A 24604-nucleotide genomic window follows, 5' to 3' on the forward strand; every position below is an offset into this window, starting at 1 on the left:
AGCATACTAAGACAATATTGAAGGATAGGTACACGTTTTACCTATGCTTCTACAAATAATTCTACCATTTTTTTGGGGTGCTGCTTCTTCGGGAGTCGCACCCTTTTTGCTTTTTACTCACCTAAAATGTCAGGAGTGAAAAGCTTCCCGAAGTAGATAAATGCTCTTTGAGACCCCTTCGTCCGCAGGCTCTTTGCCTTCGAACTCGAGCGAAACATATCCCTGATAACCGACATTTTCCAATATCTCGGCAATCCGTTTGTAGTTTAAATCGAGAGTGTACCACTCGCCTCCCCCGAAATATGTTTTAGCCTGAACAAAAACGGTTTGAGGCGCTATCATCTCTAGTTTCTGATAGGGATCTTCCAGAAAATTACCGGTGTCCATCAACAATCCCAGCCACGGTGAATCGATTGCCTTCTTAATGCGCAACATGCCTTCCGGAGTACTGGACAAGCCCCAATGATTCTCCAGCGCCATCACTACGCCCAGTTCTTCGGCCCGAGGCAAACACTTTTCAATACTGTCGATTGCCCAGCCAAATGCGTCGTCTTCATCATAGCCCGGAATCGGCTCTTCATGCCCCCGGTGAGCCATCAAATCGTCGAATGACTTACGCGTTCCCCACCTTCCTGAATTCAGCCGGATACTGGGAATTCCCATATCGGCGGCAATTTCAAGGCAGCGAAGTGTATGTTGAATATTCTTTTCCCGCTCTTCTTCGTCGGGTGAAACAAAATCCTGATGGATGGACAAACAAACCAAATCGATTCCGTTGACAAACGCATGGCGTTTCAGCTTATTGAGATAGGATTTGGATTCACTGTCCATTTGCCGGTGTAACACGTCAACTCCTTCAATTCCTAACCGGGCCGCCTTGTCGATTACCGTATCGACCGACACTTTGGGCTCCTTAAAGTGCCAGTACGAATAGGTTGATACAGCTAGTTTAACTCTTGTTTTCTGCGGAATGGAAGGCATCCCCGGTTTCATGGATGGCAGCAATAATCCTCCGGACGCGAGGCCGGCGGCCGATAGGAAATCTCGTCGGTTTGTTTTCATAGTTTGGTTGATTAGTTAGTTAAAAATAAGCTTACAGGAACATATGATTATGGAGACTTAATTCCTTCATTATTAAAAAACAACAAATCCTTCACATCTTCAACTTGCATAAACGCCTCCTGTTTGTTCAGGTAACGGTTCCCGACAACGCCAACCTTCTTGCAATGCAGTAAGCGTATTACCGGATTATTCATCTTCACTGATTTTGGATCGAATACCGTATTTTGACGAATGACCAACCCGGCTGTTGAAGTAGCATCTAAAATACTTTTGCCTTCGTTGTAAAATGTATTTCCCTCCATGGTTACATCCTGGTGAACAAAGGTAGTATCAGCCGATGCATCTGAGAGAACCGGGCCAATCAAAACCATGGCCTTATTATCCTTTGCTGAATTACATCGTCTCAACGTGTTGTTTTTAATAAACACCTGGTTCAATGCTACCGGCTGGAATGTCGAAGCCAGTTCGCCTCCCAGCTCAATACCATGTCTTCCCGATCGAATGTGATTACCGTCTACCGTAATTTTCCCGGAAGTTTGCAACCGAACACCGTCTTCCATCATATTATTCAACCGGTTACCCCGTAAAATAACTTCCGGCTGACGTGAAATATTCGTCAGCAGCATTCCCGGTTGTACTGTTTCCGGAAGCGCCCGGTCGAACCACAATTCCTGGTATTGTTCATTCAAGTCACGAATCCGGGTTATGACTCGTTTATCCCGAAGAGTGAGATCGACTGGATTAATAAACCGAATAGTGTCTCCAACCTGTGCAAACTGACTGCCCCAATGTTTTTCACTTACCTGCCGGACACCAAAAACACTATTGCTAATTCGTTTAATAATTTTCAATGTCGGCCCGGATACCGATATGGCGGCTCCCGTCATTCCCGAAAAACGGCTATTGGTTACGGCAATCTCCTTTTGGCACCCGATAAAACGGATACCCCCGACCAGTGACGACAATCTTTGTCCAGCCAGGCTATCGGGTAACACATTCAGCCTGTCCAGCATGATATTTCCCGACTGCTCAGCAACCATTATTTTGCCCGGCGCGTGAACTACCGAAACATTAGACAAGGTAACGCCATCGGAACCGGTCAGATGAAATGCCGGAGATATTTCACTTTCCAATCGCTCGCTATCCACCTTCCAAATTACTTTCCATCCTTTTTGGGGTAATTGATTCGGATGGACTTCGATCCAAAAATTACCCTGGCGCAACGGTTTTATCGACGCATTAGTATATGTTCCCAAGTTAGATGACAAAAACGAGCAACGACCGGAAACATCAGGACGAAGCCACCCCACAACTTTAACGGGCAGGTTTTCTCCATTTCTTTTCATCGAAAGCCTTCCGTTCGCTATTTCCAGACTATCGCCCCGGCTGGTTTCAACTGTGAAGAAATGTCCTTCTTTGTTTACTTCCGTAACTGTTCCTTCGCCCCAAACGGAGGAGACAAAACGAATATTAATATTCCGGATACTGATATTCTTACATTCCTGAAGCTCGAAGGGTAACATCATCCCATGGATAACAAAAGTTGAACCTGAACCATCGATAATCAGGTTTTCGAAATTAAACAGCGGGAAAGCAATTCGTCTCAGTCCGTTAGAAGAGCCTGTTAAAGTCAGATACTCTTCCAGTGCATAATCGGGATAAAAATGGTAAGTTCCTTTCGGGATGGTTAATCGAGAAGCGCCCGATTCGTAACAAGCATCCAACGCTTTTAAAATAACCGGTGTGGCATCTTTTTTTCCGGCAATTCCGAACTGAGCTGCGTTAATACCATTCCGGACCTGTTGGCCAAATACCGGAAGGATAGCTGTAAGGATGAGGAAAAGCAGTATTATCTTTTTCATAATTTGGTTGATGGTCGTTCTGAATTTTTATTCAAGATATAAAATTCGGATGACCCGGAGAAAGTGTCAACAGGCTTATTATGAAAAGTAACAAGTTAATAACGTAAATTTTCGAAAAAGGAGATTCTTACTCTTCGTCGGTGAAATCGAGTTCATCACCATTTTCTGCAGTAGCAATGGGTAGCGAAAAGGAAAAAGAAGTTCCGTGACCGGGACGACTGGAACCAATCAACTTTCCCCCGTTCTGCTCCACAAACTCAGCTATCAAGCTAATACCCAAACCAGTTCCCGACTCATTATCGGTACCTTTCGTCGTGTATGCCATGCGCTGCTTGAGCATCAGGTCCAGTTTATCCTGCTCCATCCCCACACCATTGTCACTGACGGTTACAATCTGCTCATCTTTTATTTCACGACTGGATATAACTACGGTCCCACCCCGGTCTGTAAATTTGATGGAATTGCTGACCAGATTTCGCAAAACAGAACTAATCTGGTTATAATCGCAGTGTACCCGGGCATCCTTGTCGATGTCCAGCTCAACTTTAATATCCTTTGCATTCGCAACTTGCTGCAGCAAACTGACGGCTTCTTCTCCCATGCTATGCAACGGATAATTCCCCGGAAACGACTCAATGCCGTCGTGCTGATTTTTTGCCCAGAAAAGTAAATTCTCGGCCAGGAAATACACGGAGCCCATTTGCTGGTAACATTCCTCGATGAACACATCCAACTCCTGCTTATCGAGCTTCATATCACCCGTGGCATAGGCACGAAAGATTTCGTACATGCTGGATAACGGCCCGCGTAAATCGTGACCGATGATGGAGAGAATGCGATTCTGAACCTGGTTCAAATGGCTCAATTCCCGTTGTTTTTTCTGCTTATCAGCCAATAACATTTCCTGCTCCGAACGCTGTTCCGACAGAACAATGTTCATTGCCTTCAGCTTACGCCGCTGTTTATGCAACCAAAGTGTAAGGAGAATAAAAAACAGAAGCAGAAAAATCACAACAATCAGCGTGTCATATAACTGCTGTCTGTCAAGATTCGCAAGACCGAGAAAACTAAAAGGCGACTCACTGACCGATGATCCGGATTGTATAATGTGTCCGGCTGTCATAGGTAACATGCCATAACCTGCGTCCAAACCAAAGGTGAACACAAATGTCAACATCAGAAAAAGCGATGCGAAAAACCGGTGGATATGAATGCGCCTGAAAATGTTCATTCGGGCAAATATTACTTCAACAAAATTCTGTCGAAAGACAAATTAGCTTCTACCATTAAATTCGGGCTGAAAATAACTGGTTTTACGTTTGCAACCAATAAATCTGACGACTTCCTGCTTAATAAAATGATTTTCCTGTACAAAATGTTTATTAACGACAACTGTTTTTTGCCTAGTAAAAGAGATGAAACATTTCGAACCATCTGGTTATCTGCTCTAAAGGGTTCAGTGAACCTCCCCCGGTAAAGACAACACTTTATTCCTGTGCCTCTAAAACACATTGTGCGAATAAGGGTATTTTGCTATTTTTCGGGCAAATTAACAGTATTAACAAATTAACCTTAACTAACGTGAAACGTAAAACGCTAATCCTGCTTGCGTCAGCAGTATTCCTGTTGTCGTGTTCAGCAAACAAACAACCCGTACAGCGAGTGAATCCATTTTTCAAAACATTCGATACTCCTTTCCAGGTTCCTCCTTTCGAGCAGATTACCAATGCCGATTATCTGCCTGCCTTCAAAAAAGGTATGGAAGAACAAAATGCGGAGATAGACCTAATCGTCAATAATTCAGAGGCTCCTACCTTCGCCAACACCATCGAGGCATTTGAATACAGCGGACAGCTATTGAACAAAGTAGCCAATGTATTCTTCAATGTGAAGGGAGCAAATACCAATGACTCGATTCAGGCTATTGCCAAAGAAGTTGCTCCGTTGCTTTCACAACACGGCGATGCAATCAACCTAAATGAAAAGCTTTTTGCCCGCATCAAGAGTGTTTACGACCAGAAAGATGAACTCGATTTGTCGCCGGAACAGAAGAAACTTCTCGAAGAAACATACAAAGGTTTTGTCAGAGGTGGTGCCAACCTGGAACCCGAACAAAAAGAACAGCTGAAGAAAATCAATGAGGAATTGTCACTTCTTTCGCTGCAGTTCGGTGAAAACCTCCTGGCTGAAACAAACAACTTCCAACTCGTCGTCGACAACCAGGACGACCTGGCCGGATTACCGGAATCGGTTATTTCCGCTGCAGCGGAAGAAGCCAATGCAGCCGGCATGGATGGTAAGTGGGTATTTACCCTACAGAAGCCGAGTTGGATACCTTTCCTCACCTATTCTGAGCGTCGTGATTTGCGCGAAAAATTGTACAAAGCCATGTACAACCGCGGTAACAATGACAACGAGCACGACAACAAAGCCATCATCAATAAAATGGTGAACCTGCGTCTACAGAAGGCGAACCTGATGGGCTATGACAATTGGTCAGCGTTTTTACTCGACGACCGCATGGCTAAGAAACCGGAGAATGTTTATGCTTTGCTCGAAAAAGTCTGGACTCCCGCACTGAAACGCGCCGAAGAAGAACGCGCCGATATGCAAGCCATGATTAACAAAGAAGGTGGAGATTTCAAGCTGCAAAGCTGGGATTGGTGGTATTACGCCGAAAAAGTCAGAAAAGCCAAATACAACCTGGATGAAGAGCAGTTGCGTCCTTATTTCGAACTGAATAATGTTCGCGAAGGAGCTTTCGCGGTAGCAAACAAGCTGTATGGCCTGACATTTACGGAGCTCACCGACATGCCGCTTTATCACCCCGACTGCAAGGTGTTTGAAGTAAAAGACAGAGACAATTCTGAAATTGGCGTTCTCTATATGGATTTCTACCCGCGTGCTTCCAAACGCGGTGGTGCCTGGATGACCAGCTACCGGAAACAGCACTTTAACGAGGAAGGCAAAGACGTTCGTCCGGTTATCTCGATTGTAACTAACTTCTCGAAACCGACGGGCGATAAGCCGGCATTGTTGACTTACGATGAGGTGGAAACCCTCTTCCACGAATTTGGTCACGCATTGCACGGACTCTTGTCAAATTCTCATTACAATTCGTTGTCCGGAACAGCCGTTGCACGCGATTTCGTTGAACTTCCATCACAGGTTATGGAGCATTGGGCACCACAACCCGAAGTGCTGAAGATGTATGCCCGTCATTACAAAACCGGAGAAGTGATTCCGCGGGAACTGGTTGATAAATTGGTGAAAGCCGGTAAATTCAACCAGGGATTTGCTACGGTTGAGTACCTGGCTGCTTCTTTCCTCGACATGGATTATCATACCATTACCGAACCGCAGGACATCGATGTCAATAGCTTCCAAACGAAGTCGATGAATAAAATTGGTTTGATTGGTGAAATCATTCCGCGTTATAAGTCAACGTATTTTGCTCACATTTTCTCAGGCGGATATTCAAGCGGCTACTACAGCTACATCTGGGCCGAAGTGCTCGATGCAGACGCTTTTGAGGCATACAAAGAGGCTGGAAACATCTTTGATCAGACAGTTGCGACTGCCTTCCGCACACAAATTCTCGAACGTGGAGGAACGGACGAAGCGATGAATCTCTACGTCAACTTCCGTGGAAAAGAACCGGGAATTGAACCGCTGCTGAAGAACCGGGGATTACTCGATTAAACTCATTACGATATACGAAGTTAAGACCCGGTTCCATTGAGCCGGGTTTTTCGTTTTTTTCCTGCCAAAGCAGCGTCTTTAGTAAAAGATATCTTCGCAATATGCGATTTCCGATTTTTAATCTCACGCGTATTTATTATATTAATCGGACTATTTGTGATGAGAATACCCCTCTGATGGAATTATTGGGTGTATGTAAATTGAGGATAGGTGAAAATAAAAAATTTGGGAATGTCTCAAATCGAAAAAATCAATTTAGAAGAAAAATTCGCCAAGTTTAGCGACCATTGGAGCCCAAAGGTAATCGGTCAACTTAATCACCAACAGGTGAAGGTGGTTAAATTCCAGGGAGATTTTGTGTGGCATAGCCATGAAAACGAAGATGAGCTTTTCATGGTCATCAACGGCTCGTTTACCATGGAACTTCGGGATAAAACAATTGAGGTTCATGAAGGAGAACTGATTATCATCCCGCGTGGAGTTGAACACCGACCAATAGCAAAAGAAGAAGTCAGCATTCTGCTTTTCGAGCCCGGAACAATTGTCAATACCGGCGAAGTACGCAACCAGCTAACCGTGGAAAAACCCGACCACATATGAGATGAAAGCGAAAGCTGAAGATATTTGAAACAACCAATATTACACTAAATCATAACACATATCATGGAACAAAGAATCTCGTATATAACGCTCGGCGTTAGAAATCTGAAAGAATCAGAGAATTTTTACAGCAATCTGCTGGGATGGAAGAAAACAGAAGAAAGTACCGGTAACATCATTTTTTATAAACTGAACGGCCTCATCCTGGCATTGTACCCGGTTGAAGCACTGGCCAGCGATGCTGAGACGGTACCCGGTGCAAAATGTTTCAGTAATTTTACCATATCGTATAATACCCGCACAAAAGCCGAAGTTGACGATGTGATATTCAAACTCGAGAAGCACGGAGTCAAAGTAGTCAGGGAGGCCGAAACCGTTTTTTGGGGCGGCTACCGTGGGTACGTTAGTGATCCGAATGGATTCATGATCGAAATTGTATATAACCCCAAAGCTGAAATGGACGAAGCGGGAAATATTCTGTAATTTCCGGAAATATAATCCCATTGAATTGACTGCGGGCGGGAAAAATTCTTGCCCGCTTTTTTGTGCTCATTCCTTCACCTTTTTTAACGAATTCCGGTCAACCTTTTTGAAAGCTTCAGGTTACTATAATATCACTCTACGATTAATAACGGAAAGATGAGCAGTACGATGTGGGATCAGCGATATGCAGCTGAAGAATATGTTTATGGAACCAGCCCCAATGAGTTTTTCAGGGCAGCACTGGAAAAGCTAACCCCGGGAAAACTTTTATTGCCGGCTGAAGGTGAAGGAAGGAATTCGGTTTATGCCGCATCGCAGGGATGGAAAGTAACTGCGTTCGACACCAGTACTGAAGGCCGGAAAAAGGCAATGCGGTTAGCCGAACAGCAGGGTGTTCATATTCAATACCAACTTGCCGGATACAACCAGGTTTTGCTGCCCGAAGAGCATTTCGACTGCGTTGCCATGGTGTATGCCCACGCTTCAGCTGCTGACAGAACGCAAAGGCACAGACGAATGCTAAGTTTTCTGAAACCTGGTGGCACATTTATTCTGGAAGGTTTCTCGAAAGAACAGATTCATAACCGCACAGGAGGACCGCGAGATGTCGAGATGCTTTTTTCGGAAGAAGAATTGAGAAATGATTTTCAGGAATTAGGCGAATTGAAAACATGGAAAGAAGAAATCGAATTGCAGGAAGGGCCGTTCCATAACGGATGTGCCAATGTAATTCGGTTAATCGGTGTAAAATAAGCTGAAATTCAATTTTCAGCCATTAAGTTGCTACCCCATTATTATATTATTATACCTAAAACCCTCTGTAAGATAACTGGAGACTTACAGAGGGTTTATTTTTATGCAACTCTAAACATCTCTATCGAAACCAGAAGACGATGGCTGCGGTGAGCAACAGTAATATAATCGATAAATAGCGATAATTCTTATACCACGGCAAGCCTTTCAATTCTGCCGTTTCTTCCCGGAAAATCTTCTTCGACCAGGTCATATTCTCCACTTTTTCAGCTGCTGGTTTCGCGGTAGCAAGACTCACTCCTACGTGAACTCCCATACAGATAAGCAACAACAATGGAGCCTTATTCAGGAAATGGATGTTATTAATAGTGTCTGACCATCCATATATTTCGGATAGAAAGACAAATATGGCAATTGCCAAACCGGTTATAAGGCTGACAAATGCTCCGTTGGCATTCCCTCTTTTCCAAAAAAGTCCTAATAAAAAAACAGCAACTACTGGTGGTGCAATCAAGCCGAGTACCATCTGGAGATATTGGAAAAGTGAGCCAAAGCGATCGATTTGCGGAGCCCACAAAGCAGCAATCACCACCAGAATAACGGTTGCAATCTGTCCAACGCGAACCAATTGCTTACTGGTTAATCCCGGCTTAATTTTATGCACAAAATCCATGGTAATCAGTGTCGACGCTGAGTTTAGGGTCGCACTCACACTCGATGACATTGCAGCCAGTAAACCAGCAATCACCAATCCGAGAACACCTTTCGGCAATAAACTGTAAATCAACACGGGGTACGTCAAATTGGGACACTGAGACAGATGGGTACAAAGCATCCTCGCTCCCGTTGCATCGTTGACGGTGTAATAGTGCAGACTGCTAATATCCATATTCGAATAAAGTACAATGGCGATCACACCCGGAAGTACCATGATGAAGATGACCGGAAGTTTCAGTAAACCAGCAAACAAAGCCCCCCAACGACCGTGATTCAAGTCTTTGGCACTCAGCACGCGCTGAACCATAAACTGGTTGTTGGCCCAGAAGTAGAATCCCAACAAAGGAACACCAAACACCAATCCTGTCCACGGCATCAGTGGATCTTTACTCGATTTTACCAGGCTGAAAATTTCCTTGGTGGATGTATGCAGTTTTCCGGCATCAATCTGGGCATGCAGGCCATGAATTAAACCGGACCAACCTCCCACTGCCGAGAATGCATAATAGGTTAGAATCGTCGAACCAATCACCAAAATCAGAGCCTGAATCACCTCGGTGTGCACTACCGATGACAGACCTCCTGGAATAGTGTACGCAGCCGCGGCCAAAGCCAACACAATAATAATGACTGTGGAATTAACTTCCGGGAAAATGAGTTTTAAAATCAGGTTACCGGCATATAATCCGGCGGCCGTATCAATGACAACATTCCCTAGTACGGTAATAAACGAAAAGTAATACCTGGATCGACTGTCGTACCGACGCTCGAGAAACTCCGGCATGGTATATACTTTCGACTTCAGGTAAAATGGCAAAAAGAAAACGGCAAAGAAAACCAAAACAACGGCAGCCATCCACTCATAGTTGTAAACGGCTACATTGGTTTTATATGCATCCGATGCCAGGCCGATTAATGTACTACTTCCTATATTCGCGGCAAACAGTGAAATACCGACAATCGGCCAGGTCATATTTCTTCCCGCCAGGAAGTATTCTTCCGAGTCCTTTCTTTTGGCTTTTTTGAGACCATAGATGATGATACCAACGATATATACGATGATGATACCAATATCAAGCGGGCTCAGACTTAAGTCTTTCATTACTTAGTTTTATATAAGGTCCAGATGTTGTTCTCCTTTGGGAGAGGAATGGTTGATTGTAAATTGCAGCTTATTCAAATCGACAGACAATTGCGCAAATTCATTGCCTTTGCTCCACCGCAATTTTAGTTCGTTTTGTTCACTATCCTGAATTTGAAAATCTCCATTGAAAGCAGGATGTGAATTCCTAAATTCGATTAGGGTTCTCAGTTTTTTTACCACAGGTTTTTGTAACGACTCGTTCACCTCTTCCTTAGTGTAATAGTGTCGGTTGATATCCCTACCAACATTTGTCTTTTCCAGAAGTTTCATGTCGTTAGTTCCGGCGAATAACCCCATATAATAAACCTGAGGAATACCGGGAGAAAAGAATTGAATGGCACGAGCGATGATGTAACTGTTTTCATCGCGCCCCAATGCATCGAAATATGTACAGTTGACCTGGTATAAATCGAGATTGGAAGCAGCGGCACCGGTCGCTTTTTTACTCTGCCCACCCGAATTCTCGTGTATTTTCCTGACAACATGGTCAATTTCCTTATCGTCAATCAGGCCTGGCTCTCCTTGCTCTGAAGCCACATCCACGATACCGATTCCGTCATGAGTATCCAATACCGTAAAAGCATTCCTTGGACTCATGCGCAACCAATTTTTCAGGTTGGCTGCACTTTTGTGGAACAAAGTATCGAGCACGAGCACCGGAAGAGCAAAGTCATAAATATAGTCGACCTTTTCGGCAATACTGATTTGTGTTTTGTAATGAGAATGAATTTCCACCAGCACGTTCATTCCGCGCTTGCGCGCCTTCTGCGTCAGCGATTCGATAAACTCAAACGTTTTGTCAATCATAAAGCAGGATGTTCCCGGCAGTTTAATGGCATAACCAGCTGCATCGAGACGAATCATCCGAATTCCTGCTTGCTCAAATGTGTCCAGAATGCTTTCCAGGTATGCTTTCCCCGGCTCGCTGTTGACATCGATGTCAATTTGATTACTGGTAAAAGTTGTCCAGACAAACCGCTCGGTACCATCTTTAAACTGAAAACGGGAGAATGGAAATCCCGGACGTGGCCGGTAGATCTTAAGCAAATCCTGGTCGGTTGCTCCCTGAGGGAAAATCTTCCGGTAGGTAAGAAACATATCAGCAAACGGAGAACTTTCGCCTTTTTCCAGATAATCAAGAAACTGTTGCGATTCAGCGGAAACGTGATTCACAATTAAGTCAGCCATTACATCAACATCCCGGCTCAATGCTTTGATGTCGTCCCAGGTTCCCAAACGGGGATCCACCTTTCGGTGATTGATGGGGTCAAATCCCGCATCCGCCCGGTCGATGGGATAAAAAAACGGCAACAAATGAACGCCACCAAATAAAGGCTTTAGTTCGCCCCGATGTAATTGTTGATGTAATTCAGATATATGCTGGCTGCTAAACCGGTCGATATAAGTAATCAGCTGTACTTTATTCTCCATACTTGTTCAATCTCTGTTCTAGTTGGTTATGGAGGGAAGAAAATTACGAGTAATTCTCTCCCCTCCTTTTCCAAACTTACCTACGCAAATTCAAGTAATCCCTCATTACATCAGAATGAATAGGTAACGGTCATGGTTGTTGCTCGTCCGGTAATCGGCCGCGCACGCATGTAATTGACTGAATTGCTGGTAAAAGGATCCGCTTCCATTTCAGTAAAACCGAGTGTATTCGTTAAATTATTCACATTTACCCGCAACGACAATCCTTTCGTGATAGCGTAATTCGCAAATGCATTCACGTATGCAAATCCGGGTAACACAACTGAATTATCATCCTGCGAATAAACTTTGGTTGTTCCGACAAGGCTCATTCCCAAAGCACCTTTTCCGATGGTGTACGACGGACTGATATTGTACATCAGGGTCGGAACACGACGCGGTGTATTACCTACGTTGTCGGCGGTAAGACTCTTTGTGATCTCTGCTTTTGTGAATGTACCACCTGAGTTGATATTCAGGTTTCCGGTACGGATAACCGTTTCCAGTTCAGCTCCGTAAGATTTGTATTTGTTATTGATAATCTTGTTGAATTCCGTATTCTGCTCGTCCACGTGATTGTAAAATCCTGTCAGGAAGATACCGGCCACCGGCGAGTTGTACTTGAATCCTAATTCAGCTTGCTTGATACCATCATTGCTCAAACCTTTAACAGTTTTACCGGCAGCAGTAATAAACGGCGTATACAACAAGCGGTCGGCATTGGCGCGTCCCCCTTTACTGTAACGGGCGAACACAGCCTTGTGCGCATCGAATTTATAGTTGGCACCAACCGAATAAGAAACATAGTGATAAGAATAACTTACGGGATGTGGATTGGAGTTATCCAAAACCGTTACGCTCTGTTCTACAGGCGAAATCTTACCATCCTTGTTCACATCAACCTGAGCTTGTTCATTGCCAAGGTAATAACCGAATGCATCTCCCATATCGTAACGAACACTGGCATCAACATTCAATTTATCAGTTACATCGACTCCCATATTCGCGTAAGGAGCATCAATGGTGTAAGTCATATCATAACCACGGGTACAGCAGTTGCCCCACGCCGGAACACCATGGGCGGTCAGTCCGCCTTCACTGTAAAATGAACTGTCGGCACTGGCCACATTCATCAGGCGTGGCTGATTCTGAACATCGGTCAGATAAGTCTGCCACAACCAGGTCATGGCAATGCGCTGTGAAGCATGATAGTAACCGGCTGTTACGTGGAAGTTATCGAGTTGTTTCGAAATGTGTACATCGTTGGTGAAGTTGTCCAGGTTGTTCAATTGCACATCAAACGTGTGCAACAGCATCAGCAATCCGTTTCCATTCAGATTGGAAAGCTGTGACTGTGTCAGAGGCGTACCGGCATTGGCACCGTTTGCATAACTCAATGTCGCGCCGGCCCCTGCTAAACTGGTAGCCATTTCGTCAGCGGGTTTCAGGCTTACCGGGAACGGTGAATTGAAAGAACCGTGGTTAAAAGCTAACTGTCCCCTATCGTGAACAGTCCAGCCATTTCCTAAATCGAAGTTAAATTCAGCTCCTACTGCATCTGAAATCGGATGCATTCCGTCAGCCATGTTGAAAGAACGACTGTTTCCGTTGGCATCAACAGACAGCTGATGAATAAAATAAGGACTCTGCAATGCAGCGTGCTTCAGGTCAAACCCTGGAATGGATTTATAGGTCGGATTCGAACCGGTTCCGGTTACCATGACCGGCATCGGCATATACGAAATGGCCCGATCATTCAGGTGTTTCAAATACAGCCTTACGTAGCCTTTGTCGAACTCCTTGGTGAAGTTGGCTTTAATTTGACCACCCTTATTGGCTGTAAATCCGGCATTACGTGGACCGACACCTTCGCGGTAGAAACCGCCGATGTTAAAACGGAAACCGTTACCAAGAGGTGCTCCATAGTTAAAGTCGGTTCGGAATGTCTGGTAATCCAGACCAATGGTTGTTCCAATGCTTCCGCCTTTCTTCACTCCGGTTTTGCTGATAAAATTGATGATACCAGCCGGTGAGTTACTGGCCAGCGTCGATGCGCTACCACCTTTCAATGCCTCTACGCGGGCCACTGTTTGATCGGAGCGCAGAAAAATATCGGCGTTACCGAACGAGATATCACCGAATTGCATTACCGGCATTCCATCTTCCTGAAGTTGCAGGAATTTGGCACCCCCGGTAGAAATCGGTACACCACGAACTGAAATATTGGCGTTACCTTCACCACCTGTCGACTCGGAGTGCACACCCGGAATGTTTTTAAATAACTCGGCCGTTGTCGTTGCACTGAACTCTTCCATTGCCTTTGGCTTTAGGCTAGTCAGTGAAACACTGGAATTGATGGCCGATTTAGGGTTAACCACACCGGTTACAACCACCTGGTCCAAACCGATGAGGTCTTGTGACAAAGCAAAGTTTACCGTTGCAGTCTGCCCATCTTTGACTGTAACACTTTTTTGAACTTTGTTGTAGCTGATAAATTGGGCTACTAAATCGAAAGACCCGGCTTTCACTTTGGTAAGCTGGTAATTTCCGTCGGCATCGGTAATCGTACCTGTATAAGTTCCCTTAATCAGGACACTGGCACCCACCAGCGGTTCACCGGTCTTCTTGTCGGTGATTTTCCCTTTAATGACTCCGGTTCCCTGGGCAAAAGAAACAACAGGGACCATAAGCAGCAGCAGGGTAAGCTGCATTAATTTCCGTTTCATAGTTTTTGGATTTATGTGATTTCAAATACAAATTTTCAATCCGAGATTCTTCGAAAACATGTTTTCATTTGTACCAATCAGTCGACAAATCTATATTCCCACTTCTCCAAAAACAATAGATTTACAAGGGGTTGAAGACCATTTCTCATTTCAACCGGTTTCGCAACCGGTTGCGGTTGATAACTTTTTCATTGTTCTTTAACATTTATGTTACTTAGATTTAATAAACGAAGAATTTCCTACCTTTGGATGGTCATCAGCTTAACCATGCATGAGCCAGAGTATCACGATCAAAGACATTGCAAAACTCCTGGGATTATCGAAATCAACCGTAAGCAGGGCGTTAAAAGACCATCCGGATATCAGCCCGGAGACCAAACGTGCCGTCAAGGAGATTGCCGAAAAACTGCACTACAGGCCAAACCATGTGGCCATTTCGTTGCGTCACCGAAAAAGCCGGATGATTGGTTTATTGGTACCTAATATTTCCTACTTCTTTTTCCCGTCGGTTATAGAAGGCATCGAGGAAATCGTGCATGAGCATGGATACCAGTTGATGATTTTACAGTCGAATGAATCCTACGAGCGCGAAGTGAACAGTATCGATACCATGTTGGCCAATAATGTGGAAGGTATTCTTGCTTCGGTTTCCCGGAAAACGGAAGATTTCAGTCATTTCAAAAATGTCATCGACCGTGATATTCCCATTGTCTTTTTCGACCGTGTTCCGGAAGAAATTAAAGCCGACATGGTTCTGGTTGATGATATTCGTGGGACATACGATGGTGTTAAACATTTACTGGATACCGGAAGGAAGCAAATCGCTATCTGCATTGGTCACCCCAATCTACTGATTAGCAAAAATCGTTTGAAAGGATACAAAATGGCCCTTAACGAAGTGGGCCTCGAAGTGGAGGAAAAGTACATTATATCCGGACAATCGATCGATGATGTGGAGCGTGCAACCCATCAGCTTTTGAATCAGGAAAATCCCCCGGATGGAATTTTCGCGATAAGCGACCTTACGATGACCGGCATCATGAGAGCCATTTATGCCAATCGTCTTCGCATTCCGGAAGACATCGCAGTAATCGGATTTTGTGAAGAGCCCTTCAGTACGATGTACAACCCTCCTTTATCGACCATCCAACCCATGGGCTTTGAAATCGGGAAAATGGCCACCGAAGTGTTGTTTACTCGTATCCAGGCAGAGCACGGCTTTATGATGACACCCGAAATCCACAACATCACCAGCAAAATGGTTATCAGGGGCTCGACCTGATTTCAGCAATTACCCAATTTTGTCTGACAATACCGAAAGTCTTCTCTCTTTTTGCCTTTCCTTATATTCCTTTTAACTTTGATCGGGTCGAACTTAAATACCCGATAAGTATGAGCATTGTATTAATGATTCTTGCCGGAATTGTTGTTTTGTCACTGTTGGTTATCCTCACCGGTTCGCTGGTATTCAGAGGAAAAATATCACGGGAAGTAAATCGTTTGATGTCAGCGGAAGAAAGCTCACTACCGGGAGTGATTCGGGCCGACAAATTAAATGGACTTCCTGAGCCTGTCAAACGCTATTTGAAATATGCCGGAGTTGTGGATAAAAGAGAATTGCTGCGTCTGCGCATCAGCCAGAAGGGCGAAATCAGGACAGACAGGGACCAGAGATGGATGCCGTTCAGAGCGGAGCAATTTGTCTCTACAACAAAACCCGGATTTCTGTGGCGGGCCAATACATTTCCCATCCTGGTAAGAGACATGTTCGATGGTAAAAAAGGAAGTATGCGCATCAATTTACTGGGCTTGCGCAACCTGGCGATTGCTGAAACACGTGAAATCGATCAGGGTTCGCTCATGCGCTACCTGGGTGAAATGGTTTGGTATCCAACAGCTTTCCTGAGCGATAAAATAACCTGGCACCCAATGGACGAGAATTCAGCCATGGCGGTTATCAAAGCAGGTAATACAACTGCAGAGGGCGTATTTCATTTTAACGCATTGGGACAGGTAGAGATGTTTACTGCCAAGCGCTACCGCGAAATACACGGTCACTTCGAGCTGGATAAATGGATGGCTCAAATGGAAGAATACCGTGATGCAGAGGGCTTTATGATACCTTTTAAAGGAACCGTTTCGTGGAAACTGCCGGAAGGAGATTTGGATTATTTCCGTTTCGAGCTAACCGGTTACCACCGAATTTCCTGATAAGGGGTACTAATACCATGATGACAGAAAAGAAAATGGCCATTCTCTCGTAAGAAAATGGCCATTATATCAAGTTTGGGAAGTGTTTTCAGCTATTTACGTAACTTGAGAAAATCTTGTTTCATTCTTTCCAAATCGGCCAGCCAATCCTCAATTTCCTGCTCGTGCTCCAACTCTTCATTCAAAATCGTGGTCGCCATTTGATAGGTTGTGTGATCCTTACCATAAGTAAAATCAGCTATATCCTTGTAACGCTGAATGGCACAGCGTTCTGCGTCTAGATTTTGATTGAGTACCAATTCAATATACGGATCGGTCGGTTCTTCATATTTGCATTTGCTAAGCTTGACCCACTCCGCCGGGTTCAGCACCGGTGTTCCACCTAATTGTACAATACGGTCGGCGACCATAACGGCATGATTCAGTTCCTGATCGGCATGAATCATCAACTCAGGTTCTACCTCGCTACGCATGGGACCTTCTATTACACGGGCTCCAATCCAGTACTGATAATACGCCAGCCATTCTTCACTTAAGGCTTCATTTAATGTTTTAATGAGTTTTTCTACATCCAGGTTAAGGATGTCAATTCCACGTTTTCCCATGATTTCAATCTGTTTTTTGGTTTGAGTAGGCTTAAGTTAATGATTAAAAAACAGATATCCGGTTAGAATCATTATAAAAACCGGCGTTCTACCATTGGAATCAGAAAAAACAAAAAAGGACGGCTTTTGCCGTCCTTGAAAATTTATTAATCAATAATATGCTAAAAAAGCGAATTCTTTCGGGGTTTGTCTGCCCTTTTTTCCTTTTTTAAATCGATGTAGCGCTCTTCATTCTTACTCAGGAAGTCATCCAGTTTATAGCGTTTCCAATATCTCAACGCTTCACTTTTCAGGAATTCATCATCTCCTTCCCCATAATACTCATTGAAATATTTCGCTGCTTGCTTTAGGTTACGCCGGACAACGTCACCCAACACGTAATTCACTCCTATATAAAATTTGGCTACTACATCACCATTTTCACTGGCTTTTCTGTAATAGCTGAAAGCTCGCCGATGATTTTTCTCTACGCCCTCCCCTTTTTCATACATCGTACCGATATTGTACAATGCAGCATGTTCGTTTTGCTCCGCAGCTTTCTTGAACCAGTCCATCGCCTGACCAAAGTCTTTTTTCCGGCCGATTCCCATCAGGTATATATTTCCCATTTCGGTCTGTGCCAACCGGTATCCGGCTTCCGCCGACTTCAGATACCAGTTATATGATTCGGTCTCCGATTCTTTATCACCAAACTCCTTATCGGCGTATGCTTTCGCCAGCAGGTACATGTATACACTGTCGCCGTTCTCGGCACATCTGCGCATCCAATAAAGGGCTGCTTCCCTTTCCGGCTGTACTTTGTCAAAATGGTGATACAGCTCCTTCTGGGCATCCAAATTTCCATCATAGCCGGCCTTCTTCTGCCAGTATCTCGAACTATCAATATTTTTCGAAAGCCCAAGCTTACCAAACTGGTACAACTGGCTCAGCCGGTACTCCGCTTTCTCATATCCGGCTTCCGCCGATTTAAAATACCAATACCGGGCAGCTTTCGCATTTCGAGCTACTCCATGGCCGGCCTCATAGTAAGTTGCCAGCGTAAATTGTGCTACCGGATCGTTGGAAACAGCCTTGCGCTGAAGTTGTGCAACATCCACTTCCTGAGCTTTTAGCAAGCCACTTACCCCCAGAAGTAAAGTGATGAGAGCTATTTTGAACTGAATTTTTTTCATAATCGAACGGTTTTTCGGCGAAGAAGGATTTTATTTTCTCTCAAAGATATTACGTTTATTTGAATCTTTTATTGTTTAGTTTTCAGGATTTTTTTCGCAATCACTTCTCATTCAATGGTAGTTAGCATTATTTTCTTCAAACAATCAATTCAAGATAACATAAAAATATACAAAAAAAGTCCGAGTTATAAAACTCAGACTTTTCGTGATCCAGGCGGGACTCGAACCCGCAACCGGCAGCTTAGAAGGCTGCTGCTCTATCCAGTTGAGCTACCAGACCATCCTTTATTTTGCGCTGCAAATATATAAAATATCCCCGTTCTCTAAAGGGAAACAGGGATATTTTGTCTGATTTTATTCCTTACACCAATACAATATTATGCTCAGCACACTGCTGCACCATATCTTCCGGCCACAAACTGGCCTGCACCTCACCGATATGCGCTTTCCGGAGGAAATACATGCACAACCGCGACTGCCCGATTCCGCCGCCAATGGAAAGTGGCAATCCACCCTTCAGCAGTTTTTGATGAAATAATAGTTGCTTGCGGTCTTCCGTGCCTGTCAGCTTTAGCTGTTTTTCCAGTGCTTTCTTATCGACTCGAATTCCCATCGACGACAATTCGAAGGAACGGTTGAGTATACTGTTCCAAACAATGATATCACCATTTAAACCTTTGTATCCATCGGAATTGGACGTGGACCAATCATCGTAATCCGGTGCTCTTCCATCGTGAACTTCGCCATTCGCCATGGTTCCGCCAATGCCAATAATAAAAACGGCACCGTACGCTTTGGCGGCCTCATCTTCCCTCTCCTTCGGCGTCAAATCCGGATAACGCTCGGCCAGTTCTTCTGCATGAATAAACGTAATCTCTTCGGGTAGCGACGGCTTCAGTTTGGGATAATTTTCATAAACCATAAACTCCGTCCGCAGCAACACAGCATAAATCTGCCGAACTACTTTTTTCAGAAAATTCAGCGATCGCTGTTCCGAGGTAATAACTTTTTCCCAATCCCACTGATCGACATACAGTGAATGCATATTCGAGAGTTCCTCATCTGCCCGGATGGCATTCATGTCGGTATAAATTCCATAACCTACCGGGATGCCATATTTCGCCAGCATCATGCGCTTCCATTTGGCGAGCGATTGGACAACTTCCGCCTCTTTGTCGTCGAATTCCTTTACCGGAAACGAAACCGGTCGTTCAATGCCGTTCAGATCATCGTTTACGCCGGTTCCCTTTAATACAAAAAGTGGCGCCGTTACCCTCCGTAGTCTCAGCTCTGCAGACAGGTTCTCCTGGAAAAAATCTTTCACAAACTTGATAGCCTTCTCTGTGTTCTTCAAATCGAGAAGTGGCTTGTAGTTTTCAGGAAAATATAGATTCATGCCTTTGGATTTATTAGTTTAACATCGGCAAATGTAACAGATTTGAATATTCAGCCGTCTGAAAATATGAGTTTCAAAAACATGTTGTGACATTTGCTTATTATCAGAAAACTTTTCCGACAAACACTAAATCAATCCATCTTGCCCATCGAATCGTACATGTAAACGGCGAAGGTAGCCAGCCAGTGCGAACCAACATAGTTTTCCGACAACACATGTGGCAAGGCATCAGCAGCGTGTTGATGGGCCATTTGAATCAACTGACGAGCCATCACACTCTCCGGCGGAAATTCCTTCGCTATATCGAACATGCACCACGCGCGACTCAGGTTCAGACCATCGAGATGTACGCCTTTGGGGTCGGCGCGGTCGCTGACAACGGCCGGATGTTGCAACGATTCCGGTATTTGCGGCAGGAAAGTCCGGAACCATTCCTGAAAAGCTTCCCGGTCGAGAACGCGCAGCATCAAATCGGCTTCGATAAGTGATGGCGAGAGGAAATCATCACCTCCCGGTTCCCAGGCTGCCGGAATATTTTTATCGTTCTCATAATAAAACAGCGCTCTTTCTTTTAGCAAGTTTTCGAATGTAGAATCCCGGGTTACGTTGGCATAGTCGAGTGCCAACAGCAAGCCCAATGCTGTATTTTCATGAACACCTCTCCGGATGGGATAATACAATCCCGGTAGGTAAAAATGATATCGTTGAACGATCTCTTGAGCCAATGGCGCCAGTATATTCGCCCACTCTTTTCCGTTCGGATTGTCCCAGGTCAACAATTCGGCCTGAAGCTTGAGCAACCATCCCCACCCGTATGGGCGCTCGAAACTTTCACGTCCGGGCGCCTGAAAATAGGCAATCTCGGTTTGTATGTTCTCTTTCGTAAAATGCCGGTTCAACACATCGATGATCTGCTTTCGCTGCGGTAAGTCGGGATACATTTTCAATAAACGAACCAGCAACCAATGACCGTGCACGGCTGAGTGCCAGTCGAAACATCCATAAAACGCCGGATGCAACCGGTTAGGCGTTTGCGCATCCTGTGGCCCGTTCATGGTATGACTGATTTTATTCGGATAAATCTTATCGACATTCTTCAGGACCAGATCGGCAAACTGCGCTGCCTTTTCTTTGGTTAATTCCGGCACCACCGGCGTTTGAGCTTTTGACATATTCATAAAACTGGAAAGAAACAGAAAAAGCAAAATTAATTTTCTCATTATCTGCAGGTTTATATCGGTTAAATCAAATGAATTGTCTGGTTCATGAACTTCTCCTTTGATTTCCCGTAAAGGGACAAACGAAAAGACGCGAAAAAAATTAAGCATTTTTATGGTAAGGGTAACGTAAAACACGCATGAAATCCAAAAAAAAGATTTATTTGCACCTGCAAATCAGTCGTTGGGAAACGACTATAAAAAACCAGTTATCAATAAGATGATGAGCGATATTCAAGCAAAAAATCTGAACGTATCGGATGATAACGAATTGAATATCGAATGAAAATTTAACATGATAAACGAAAACAAGATTATTGTCGGAAGCGAAGAATGGTGTTCACTTCCTGATTTAAACATTCCGGCCATTAAAGCCCGGGTTGACTCCGGCGCCAAAACCTCCTCCATTCATGCCATCAATATTCATCCTTTCAAGAAAGAGGGTATACCGTGGGTCAATTTCGACATTCCTCCCATTCAGAAGGATGGGAAAACTTCGGTTAATTGCGAGGCAGAAATCGTCGATCGCCGTACAGTGAAGAGTTCCAGCGGCATTAGCGAACGCAGATATGTTATTAAAACAACTGTAGCGTTGGGTGAAGCGGCGTGGGAGATTGAACTGACGCTGGCTAACCGAGACTCGATGGGCTACCGCATGTTACTCGGACGCGAAGCAATGAGTGGCCGAATGCTCGTTGACCCGGAAGCCCGCTTTTTGTTTGGCCAAAAATCGACTGCACACCTGAACGAGTTATACCAGCCAAATCAGCCATCCCGACAGGGTTTGAAGATTGGACTTTTGGCTTCCGACCCGAACCTGTACAGCAATCAGCGCATTATGGAAGCCGGCGAAGCACGCGGTCATGAGATGCATTTCCTGAACATCCGCCATTGTTACATGAAGCTCGATGCCACCAATCCGGAGATTCACTACCGGGGAGGACGAATTTTGAATGACCTGGATGCGGTTATTCCGCGTATCAGGCCCAGTCAAACCTTCTACGGATGTGCATTGACCCGCCAGTTCGAGGCGCTTAAGATATTTACGCTCAATTCGGCGGCAGCCATCAGTCAGTCGCGTGACAAGCTTTTCTCGTTGCAGTTGCTGCTTCAAAACGGACTGGAAATTCCAACTACCGGTTTTGCCAACTCGCCGCTCGACACCTCGGATTTGATTAAAATGGTAGGTGGCTCTCCGTTAATTGTGAAACTGTTGGAAGGAACACAAGGCAAAGGCGTTGTGCTGACCGAAACCAAAAAGGCAGCCGAGAGTGTCATCAATGCCTTCAAGAGCTTGCATGCCAACATCCTCGTTCAGGAGTTTGTCAAGGAAGCCAACGGAAAAGATATTCGCTGCTTTGTGATTGATGGCAAGGTGGTGGCGTCCATCCAGCGGGAAGCTGCTCCCGGCGAATTCCGGGCCAACCTGCACCAGGGCGGAACGGCTTCGGTGGTGAAAGTAACGCCTGAAGAAAAACGCATCGCCATTAAAGCGGCCAAAACCATGAACCTGAAAGTGGCAGGCGTGGACATCATTCGCTCGGCGAAAGGACCGCTTTTGCTGGAAATCAATTCGTCACCCGGACTGGAAGGCATCGAGTCGGCGACTAACAAGGACATCGCTGGGAAAATGATTGCCGCCATCGAAAAACATGTGGGCTGGAAAACGGAGAAGTAAATTCTGGTTGACCACCATACTGCAGGTAGAGACGCCGTGCCTGGCGTCTCTCTTTCTTACCATCTACGTTGTATTACCTTATCCGCGGGAATACAATTGCCCGGCGCAGCTGGTATGGCCTGCCTCTGCCAATATAAGCATTCCGTGCAGCGTGTGCGGATTACCTATAGAAATAAGGGTACTTCATGCAGCGTGAATGAATTGCTTCTCGCCAGCCAAGTATTACATCCAACCCAAATGAATGGCCTGTGGTCAGCCAGATGCCCTGTTTAATTTAAATGAGCGACCTGGCGACAGCCAGATACTCCACTCAATTCAAATGAACAACCTGGCGACAGCCAGATACTCCATTTAATTCAAATGAGCGACCTAGCGGCAGCCAGATGCTCCATTTAATTCAAATGAACAGCCTGTAGCCAGCCAGTCACTTCATTCAACGCAAACCAGTCGTCTGGCGGAAGCCAGGCAGGCCGTGAAATTTGAATGGTTCGTCTGTGGCCAGTCATATCCCTCGTCGCTACCAGAATGAGCATCGACAACCTATCGCTGTAATGATCATACTAATTTAATTGGCCATACCGGAAGCTTCGTTATTTTTGCACGCGTCATGGGGAGCTCGTACAGCCAAAATATCTTCCGGCTTTACATCATCAAGTGCGCCAAATGGTTCATGCTGGTGATGCCCATTGTCGTCCCCTTTTACCAAAGCAACGGCCTCAGCATGCACGACGTGTTTTTCCTGCGGGCCATTTACTCCGTTGCTATTGTTCTACTCGAAATCCCTTCCGGCTACTTCGCCGATGTGTGGGGACGAAAAACCACGCTGGTAGCCGGTACAGTCATGGGTGCCATTGGCTTTGGCATTTACAGCTTCTCGTACCGTTTTGGCGAATTTTTAGTGGCCGAAATGGTACTTGGCGTCGGACAAAGCCTTATCTCGGGCTCCGATTCGGCTTTGCTGTATGACTCACTCAAAGCCGAAAAACGGGAATCGGAGTACCTGAAACTGGAAGGACGTGTAACCTCCATCGGGAACTTTGCCGAAGCCATTGCCGGCGTGTTGGGCGGATTGCTGGCCACGCTGAGTTTGCGTTACCCCTATTACGCACAAACACTGGTAGCTTTTGCAGGCGTTCCGGCGGCCATTTCGCTAAGAGAACCTCCGCGCGACGACCGTCACGCGAAACCCGGTTGGAAAGATATTTTCCAGGTGGTGAATCATTCGCTGATCGAAAACAAACCGCTGCGAACAGCCATCCTCTACTCTTCGGTTATTGGCACCGCTACCCTCACCATGGCCTGGTTTGTGCAACCTTTCTTTAAGGAAATATCGCTTCCTCTCTCGATGTTTGGTGTGCTTTGGACCGTACTGAATCTATTGGCCGGGCTGGTTTCGATGATTGCTTACAAATTCGAGAATGCGCTGGGGCGGAAAAACACGGTATTTCTCATCCTCATATTTATTACCGGTTCGTACATCGCCATCAGTCAGAACATGACGGCCTGGGGTATCGCGATTCTGGTGGTCTTCTACTTTGTGAGGGGAATTGCCACGCCGATTCTGAAGAATTACATTATTCAGTATACCACATCGGCTAACCGGGCCACTGTGCTGTCTGTACGGAGTTTTATCATCCGAATCATTTTTGCCGGAGTCGGACCATTCCTGGGTTGGTACACCGACCAGTTCTCACTGGGTTCCGCATTGGCCATTGCCGGCATGGTCTTCTTCACCGCCGGATTTGTCGTTCTGCTACCGTTCCTGCAAAACCGTATCCGCATAAAGCGGACAAATAACCGGTAACC

Annotated in this window: 18 protein-coding genes and 1 tRNA gene; 8 read left to right on the forward strand and 11 right to left on the reverse strand. The window is 45.2% G+C overall.

The window, feature by feature from the left end; all coding sequences use genetic code 11:
* Nucleotides 1-129: 129 nt before the first annotated feature.
* From AC060N_RS10670 to AC060N_RS10680, 3 genes are all read right to left on the reverse strand, one after another.
* Nucleotides 130-1062 carry a sugar phosphate isomerase/epimerase family protein gene (locus AC060N_RS10670; protein WP_479523788.1) on the reverse strand — a complete coding sequence of 311 codons (933 nt, stop codon included), beginning with the start codon at nucleotides 1060-1062 and terminating at the stop codon, nucleotides 130-132.
* Nucleotides 1063-1109: 47 nt separating this feature from the next.
* Nucleotides 1110-2924, reverse strand: coding sequence for a right-handed parallel beta-helix repeat-containing protein (locus AC060N_RS10675; RefSeq protein ID WP_479523789.1), 1815 nt, complete (start codon nucleotides 2922-2924; stop codon nucleotides 1110-1112).
* A 127-nt stretch (nucleotides 2925-3051) separates the two neighbouring features.
* Entirely contained in the window at nucleotides 3052-4155 is a 1104-nt protein-coding gene (locus AC060N_RS10680) for a sensor histidine kinase (RefSeq protein ID WP_479523790.1), read from the reverse strand.
* 350 nt (nucleotides 4156-4505) lie between these two features.
* On the opposite strand from AC060N_RS10680, the gene AC060N_RS10685 reads away from it, so the two are divergent.
* From AC060N_RS10685 to AC060N_RS10700, 4 genes are all read left to right on the forward strand, one after another.
* Nucleotides 4506-6626 carry a M3 family metallopeptidase gene (locus AC060N_RS10685; RefSeq protein WP_479523791.1) on the forward strand — a complete coding sequence of 707 codons (2121 nt, stop codon included), beginning with the start codon at nucleotides 4506-4508 and terminating at the stop codon, nucleotides 6624-6626.
* 231 nt (nucleotides 6627-6857) lie between these two features.
* Nucleotides 6858-7226, forward strand: a complete 369-nt coding sequence (locus AC060N_RS10690; protein ID WP_153639133.1) for a cupin domain-containing protein — start codon at nucleotides 6858-6860, stop codon at nucleotides 7224-7226.
* A gap of 63 nt (nucleotides 7227-7289) precedes the next feature.
* Entirely contained in the window at nucleotides 7290-7709 is a 420-nt protein-coding gene (locus tag AC060N_RS10695; protein ID WP_106542856.1) for a VOC family protein, read from the forward strand.
* Nucleotides 7710-7865: 156 nt separating this feature from the next.
* Nucleotides 7866-8462, forward strand: coding sequence for a class I SAM-dependent methyltransferase (locus AC060N_RS10700; RefSeq protein ID WP_479523792.1), 597 nt, complete (start codon nucleotides 7866-7868; stop codon nucleotides 8460-8462).
* A gap of 121 nt (nucleotides 8463-8583) precedes the next feature.
* Here AC060N_RS10700 and AC060N_RS10705 read toward each other — a convergent pair whose 3' ends face one another.
* The 3 genes from AC060N_RS10705 to AC060N_RS10715 form a co-directional block, all read right to left on the reverse strand.
* Complete coding sequence (locus tag AC060N_RS10705) at nucleotides 8584-10281, reverse strand: sodium:solute symporter (RefSeq protein WP_479523793.1); 1698 nt, start codon at nucleotides 10279-10281, stop codon at nucleotides 8584-8586.
* 9 nt (nucleotides 10282-10290) lie between these two features.
* On the reverse strand, nucleotides 10291-11754 hold the full coding sequence (gene gtfA, locus AC060N_RS10710; protein ID WP_479523794.1) for a sucrose phosphorylase: 1464 nt from the start codon (nucleotides 11752-11754) through the stop codon (nucleotides 10291-10293).
* A 110-nt stretch (nucleotides 11755-11864) separates the two neighbouring features.
* On the reverse strand, nucleotides 11865-14519 hold the full coding sequence (locus AC060N_RS10715; RefSeq protein ID WP_479523795.1) for a TonB-dependent receptor: 2655 nt from the start codon (nucleotides 14517-14519) through the stop codon (nucleotides 11865-11867).
* Nucleotides 14520-14790: 271 nt separating this feature from the next.
* Here AC060N_RS10715 and AC060N_RS10720 point away from each other — a divergent pair, with 271 nt between their 5' ends.
* Together AC060N_RS10720 and AC060N_RS10725 are read left to right on the forward strand one after the other, a co-directional pair.
* Nucleotides 14791-15801 (forward strand): LacI family DNA-binding transcriptional regulator, encoded by a 1011-nt coding sequence (locus tag AC060N_RS10720; RefSeq protein ID WP_479523796.1) that lies wholly within the window; start codon nucleotides 14791-14793, stop codon nucleotides 15799-15801.
* Between the two features lie 110 nt (nucleotides 15802-15911).
* A complete protein-coding gene (locus tag AC060N_RS10725) occupies nucleotides 15912-16730 on the forward strand; it encodes a DUF6544 family protein (RefSeq protein ID WP_479523797.1) in 819 nt (272 codons plus the stop codon).
* Between the two features lie 92 nt (nucleotides 16731-16822).
* Here the strand turns inward: AC060N_RS10725 and AC060N_RS10730 are convergent, their stop codons facing one another.
* From AC060N_RS10730 to AC060N_RS10750, 5 genes are all read right to left on the reverse strand, one after another.
* Entirely contained in the window at nucleotides 16823-17335 is a 513-nt protein-coding gene (locus tag AC060N_RS10730; RefSeq protein ID WP_106542863.1) for a ferritin-like domain-containing protein, read from the reverse strand.
* Between the two features lie 161 nt (nucleotides 17336-17496).
* Nucleotides 17497-18507 carry a tetratricopeptide repeat protein gene (locus AC060N_RS10735; RefSeq protein WP_106542864.1) on the reverse strand — a complete coding sequence of 337 codons (1011 nt, stop codon included), beginning with the start codon at nucleotides 18505-18507 and terminating at the stop codon, nucleotides 17497-17499.
* Between the two features lie 206 nt (nucleotides 18508-18713).
* A tRNA-Arg gene (locus AC060N_RS10740) sits at nucleotides 18714-18787 on the reverse strand.
* 81 nt (nucleotides 18788-18868) lie between these two features.
* Entirely contained in the window at nucleotides 18869-19903 is a 1035-nt protein-coding gene (asnA, locus tag AC060N_RS10745; RefSeq protein WP_479523798.1) for an aspartate--ammonia ligase, read from the reverse strand.
* Nucleotides 19904-20034: 131 nt separating this feature from the next.
* Nucleotides 20035-21123, reverse strand: a complete 1089-nt coding sequence (locus AC060N_RS10750) for a DUF2891 domain-containing protein (RefSeq protein WP_479523799.1) — start codon at nucleotides 21121-21123, stop codon at nucleotides 20035-20037.
* Between the two features lie 292 nt (nucleotides 21124-21415).
* Between AC060N_RS10750 and rimK the strand changes: the two genes are divergently transcribed.
* Nucleotides 21416-22798, forward strand: a complete 1383-nt coding sequence (gene rimK, locus AC060N_RS10755) for a 30S ribosomal protein S6--L-glutamate ligase (protein ID WP_479523800.1) — start codon at nucleotides 21416-21418, stop codon at nucleotides 22796-22798.
* A 607-nt stretch (nucleotides 22799-23405) separates the two neighbouring features.
* Nucleotides 23406-24602: an MFS transporter gene (locus AC060N_RS10760; protein ID WP_479523801.1), complete on the forward strand. Its 1197-nt coding sequence runs from the start codon at nucleotides 23406-23408 to the stop codon at nucleotides 24600-24602.
* The last annotated feature ends 2 nt before the right edge of the window (nucleotides 24603-24604 follow it).

The organism is Prolixibacter sp. DSM 2831 (assembly GCF_056493735.1).

Coding starts and splice junctions, on each gene's coding strand:
- AC060N_RS10670 (WP_479523788.1), bottom strand. CDS start 1,062: ATGAAAACAAACCGACGAGATTTCCTATCGGCCGCCGGCCTCGCGTCC.
- AC060N_RS10675 (WP_479523789.1), bottom strand. CDS start 2,924: ATGAAAAAGATAATACTGCTTTTCCTCATCCTTACAGCTATCCTTCCG.
- AC060N_RS10680 (WP_479523790.1), bottom strand. CDS start 4,155: ATGAACATTTTCAGGCGCATTCATATCCACCGGTTTTTCGCATCGCTT.
- AC060N_RS10690 (WP_153639133.1), top strand. CDS start 6,858: ATGTCTCAAATCGAAAAAATCAATTTAGAAGAAAAATTCGCCAAGTTT.
- AC060N_RS10695 (WP_106542856.1), top strand. CDS start 7,290: ATGGAACAAAGAATCTCGTATATAACGCTCGGCGTTAGAAATCTGAAA.
- AC060N_RS10700 (WP_479523792.1), top strand. CDS start 7,866: ATGAGCAGTACGATGTGGGATCAGCGATATGCAGCTGAAGAATATGTT.
- AC060N_RS10705 (WP_479523793.1), bottom strand. CDS start 10,281: ATGAAAGACTTAAGTCTGAGCCCGCTTGATATTGGTATCATCATCGTA.
- gtfA (WP_479523794.1), bottom strand. CDS start 11,754: ATGGAGAATAAAGTACAGCTGATTACTTATATCGACCGGTTTAGCAGC.
- AC060N_RS10715 (WP_479523795.1), bottom strand. CDS start 14,519: ATGAAACGGAAATTAATGCAGCTTACCCTGCTGCTGCTTATGGTCCCT.
- AC060N_RS10720 (WP_479523796.1), top strand. CDS start 14,791: ATGAGCCAGAGTATCACGATCAAAGACATTGCAAAACTCCTGGGATTA.
- AC060N_RS10725 (WP_479523797.1), top strand. CDS start 15,912: ATGAGCATTGTATTAATGATTCTTGCCGGAATTGTTGTTTTGTCACTG.
- AC060N_RS10730 (WP_106542863.1), bottom strand. CDS start 17,335: ATGGGAAAACGTGGAATTGACATCCTTAACCTGGATGTAGAAAAACTC.
- AC060N_RS10735 (WP_106542864.1), bottom strand. CDS start 18,507: ATGAAAAAAATTCAGTTCAAAATAGCTCTCATCACTTTACTTCTGGGG.
- asnA (WP_479523798.1), bottom strand. CDS start 19,903: ATGAATCTATATTTTCCTGAAAACTACAAGCCACTTCTCGATTTGAAG.
- AC060N_RS10750 (WP_479523799.1), bottom strand. CDS start 21,123: ATGAGAAAATTAATTTTGCTTTTTCTGTTTCTTTCCAGTTTTATGAAT.
- rimK (WP_479523800.1), top strand. CDS start 21,416: ATGATAAACGAAAACAAGATTATTGTCGGAAGCGAAGAATGGTGTTCA.
- AC060N_RS10760 (WP_479523801.1), top strand. CDS start 23,406: ATGGGGAGCTCGTACAGCCAAAATATCTTCCGGCTTTACATCATCAAG.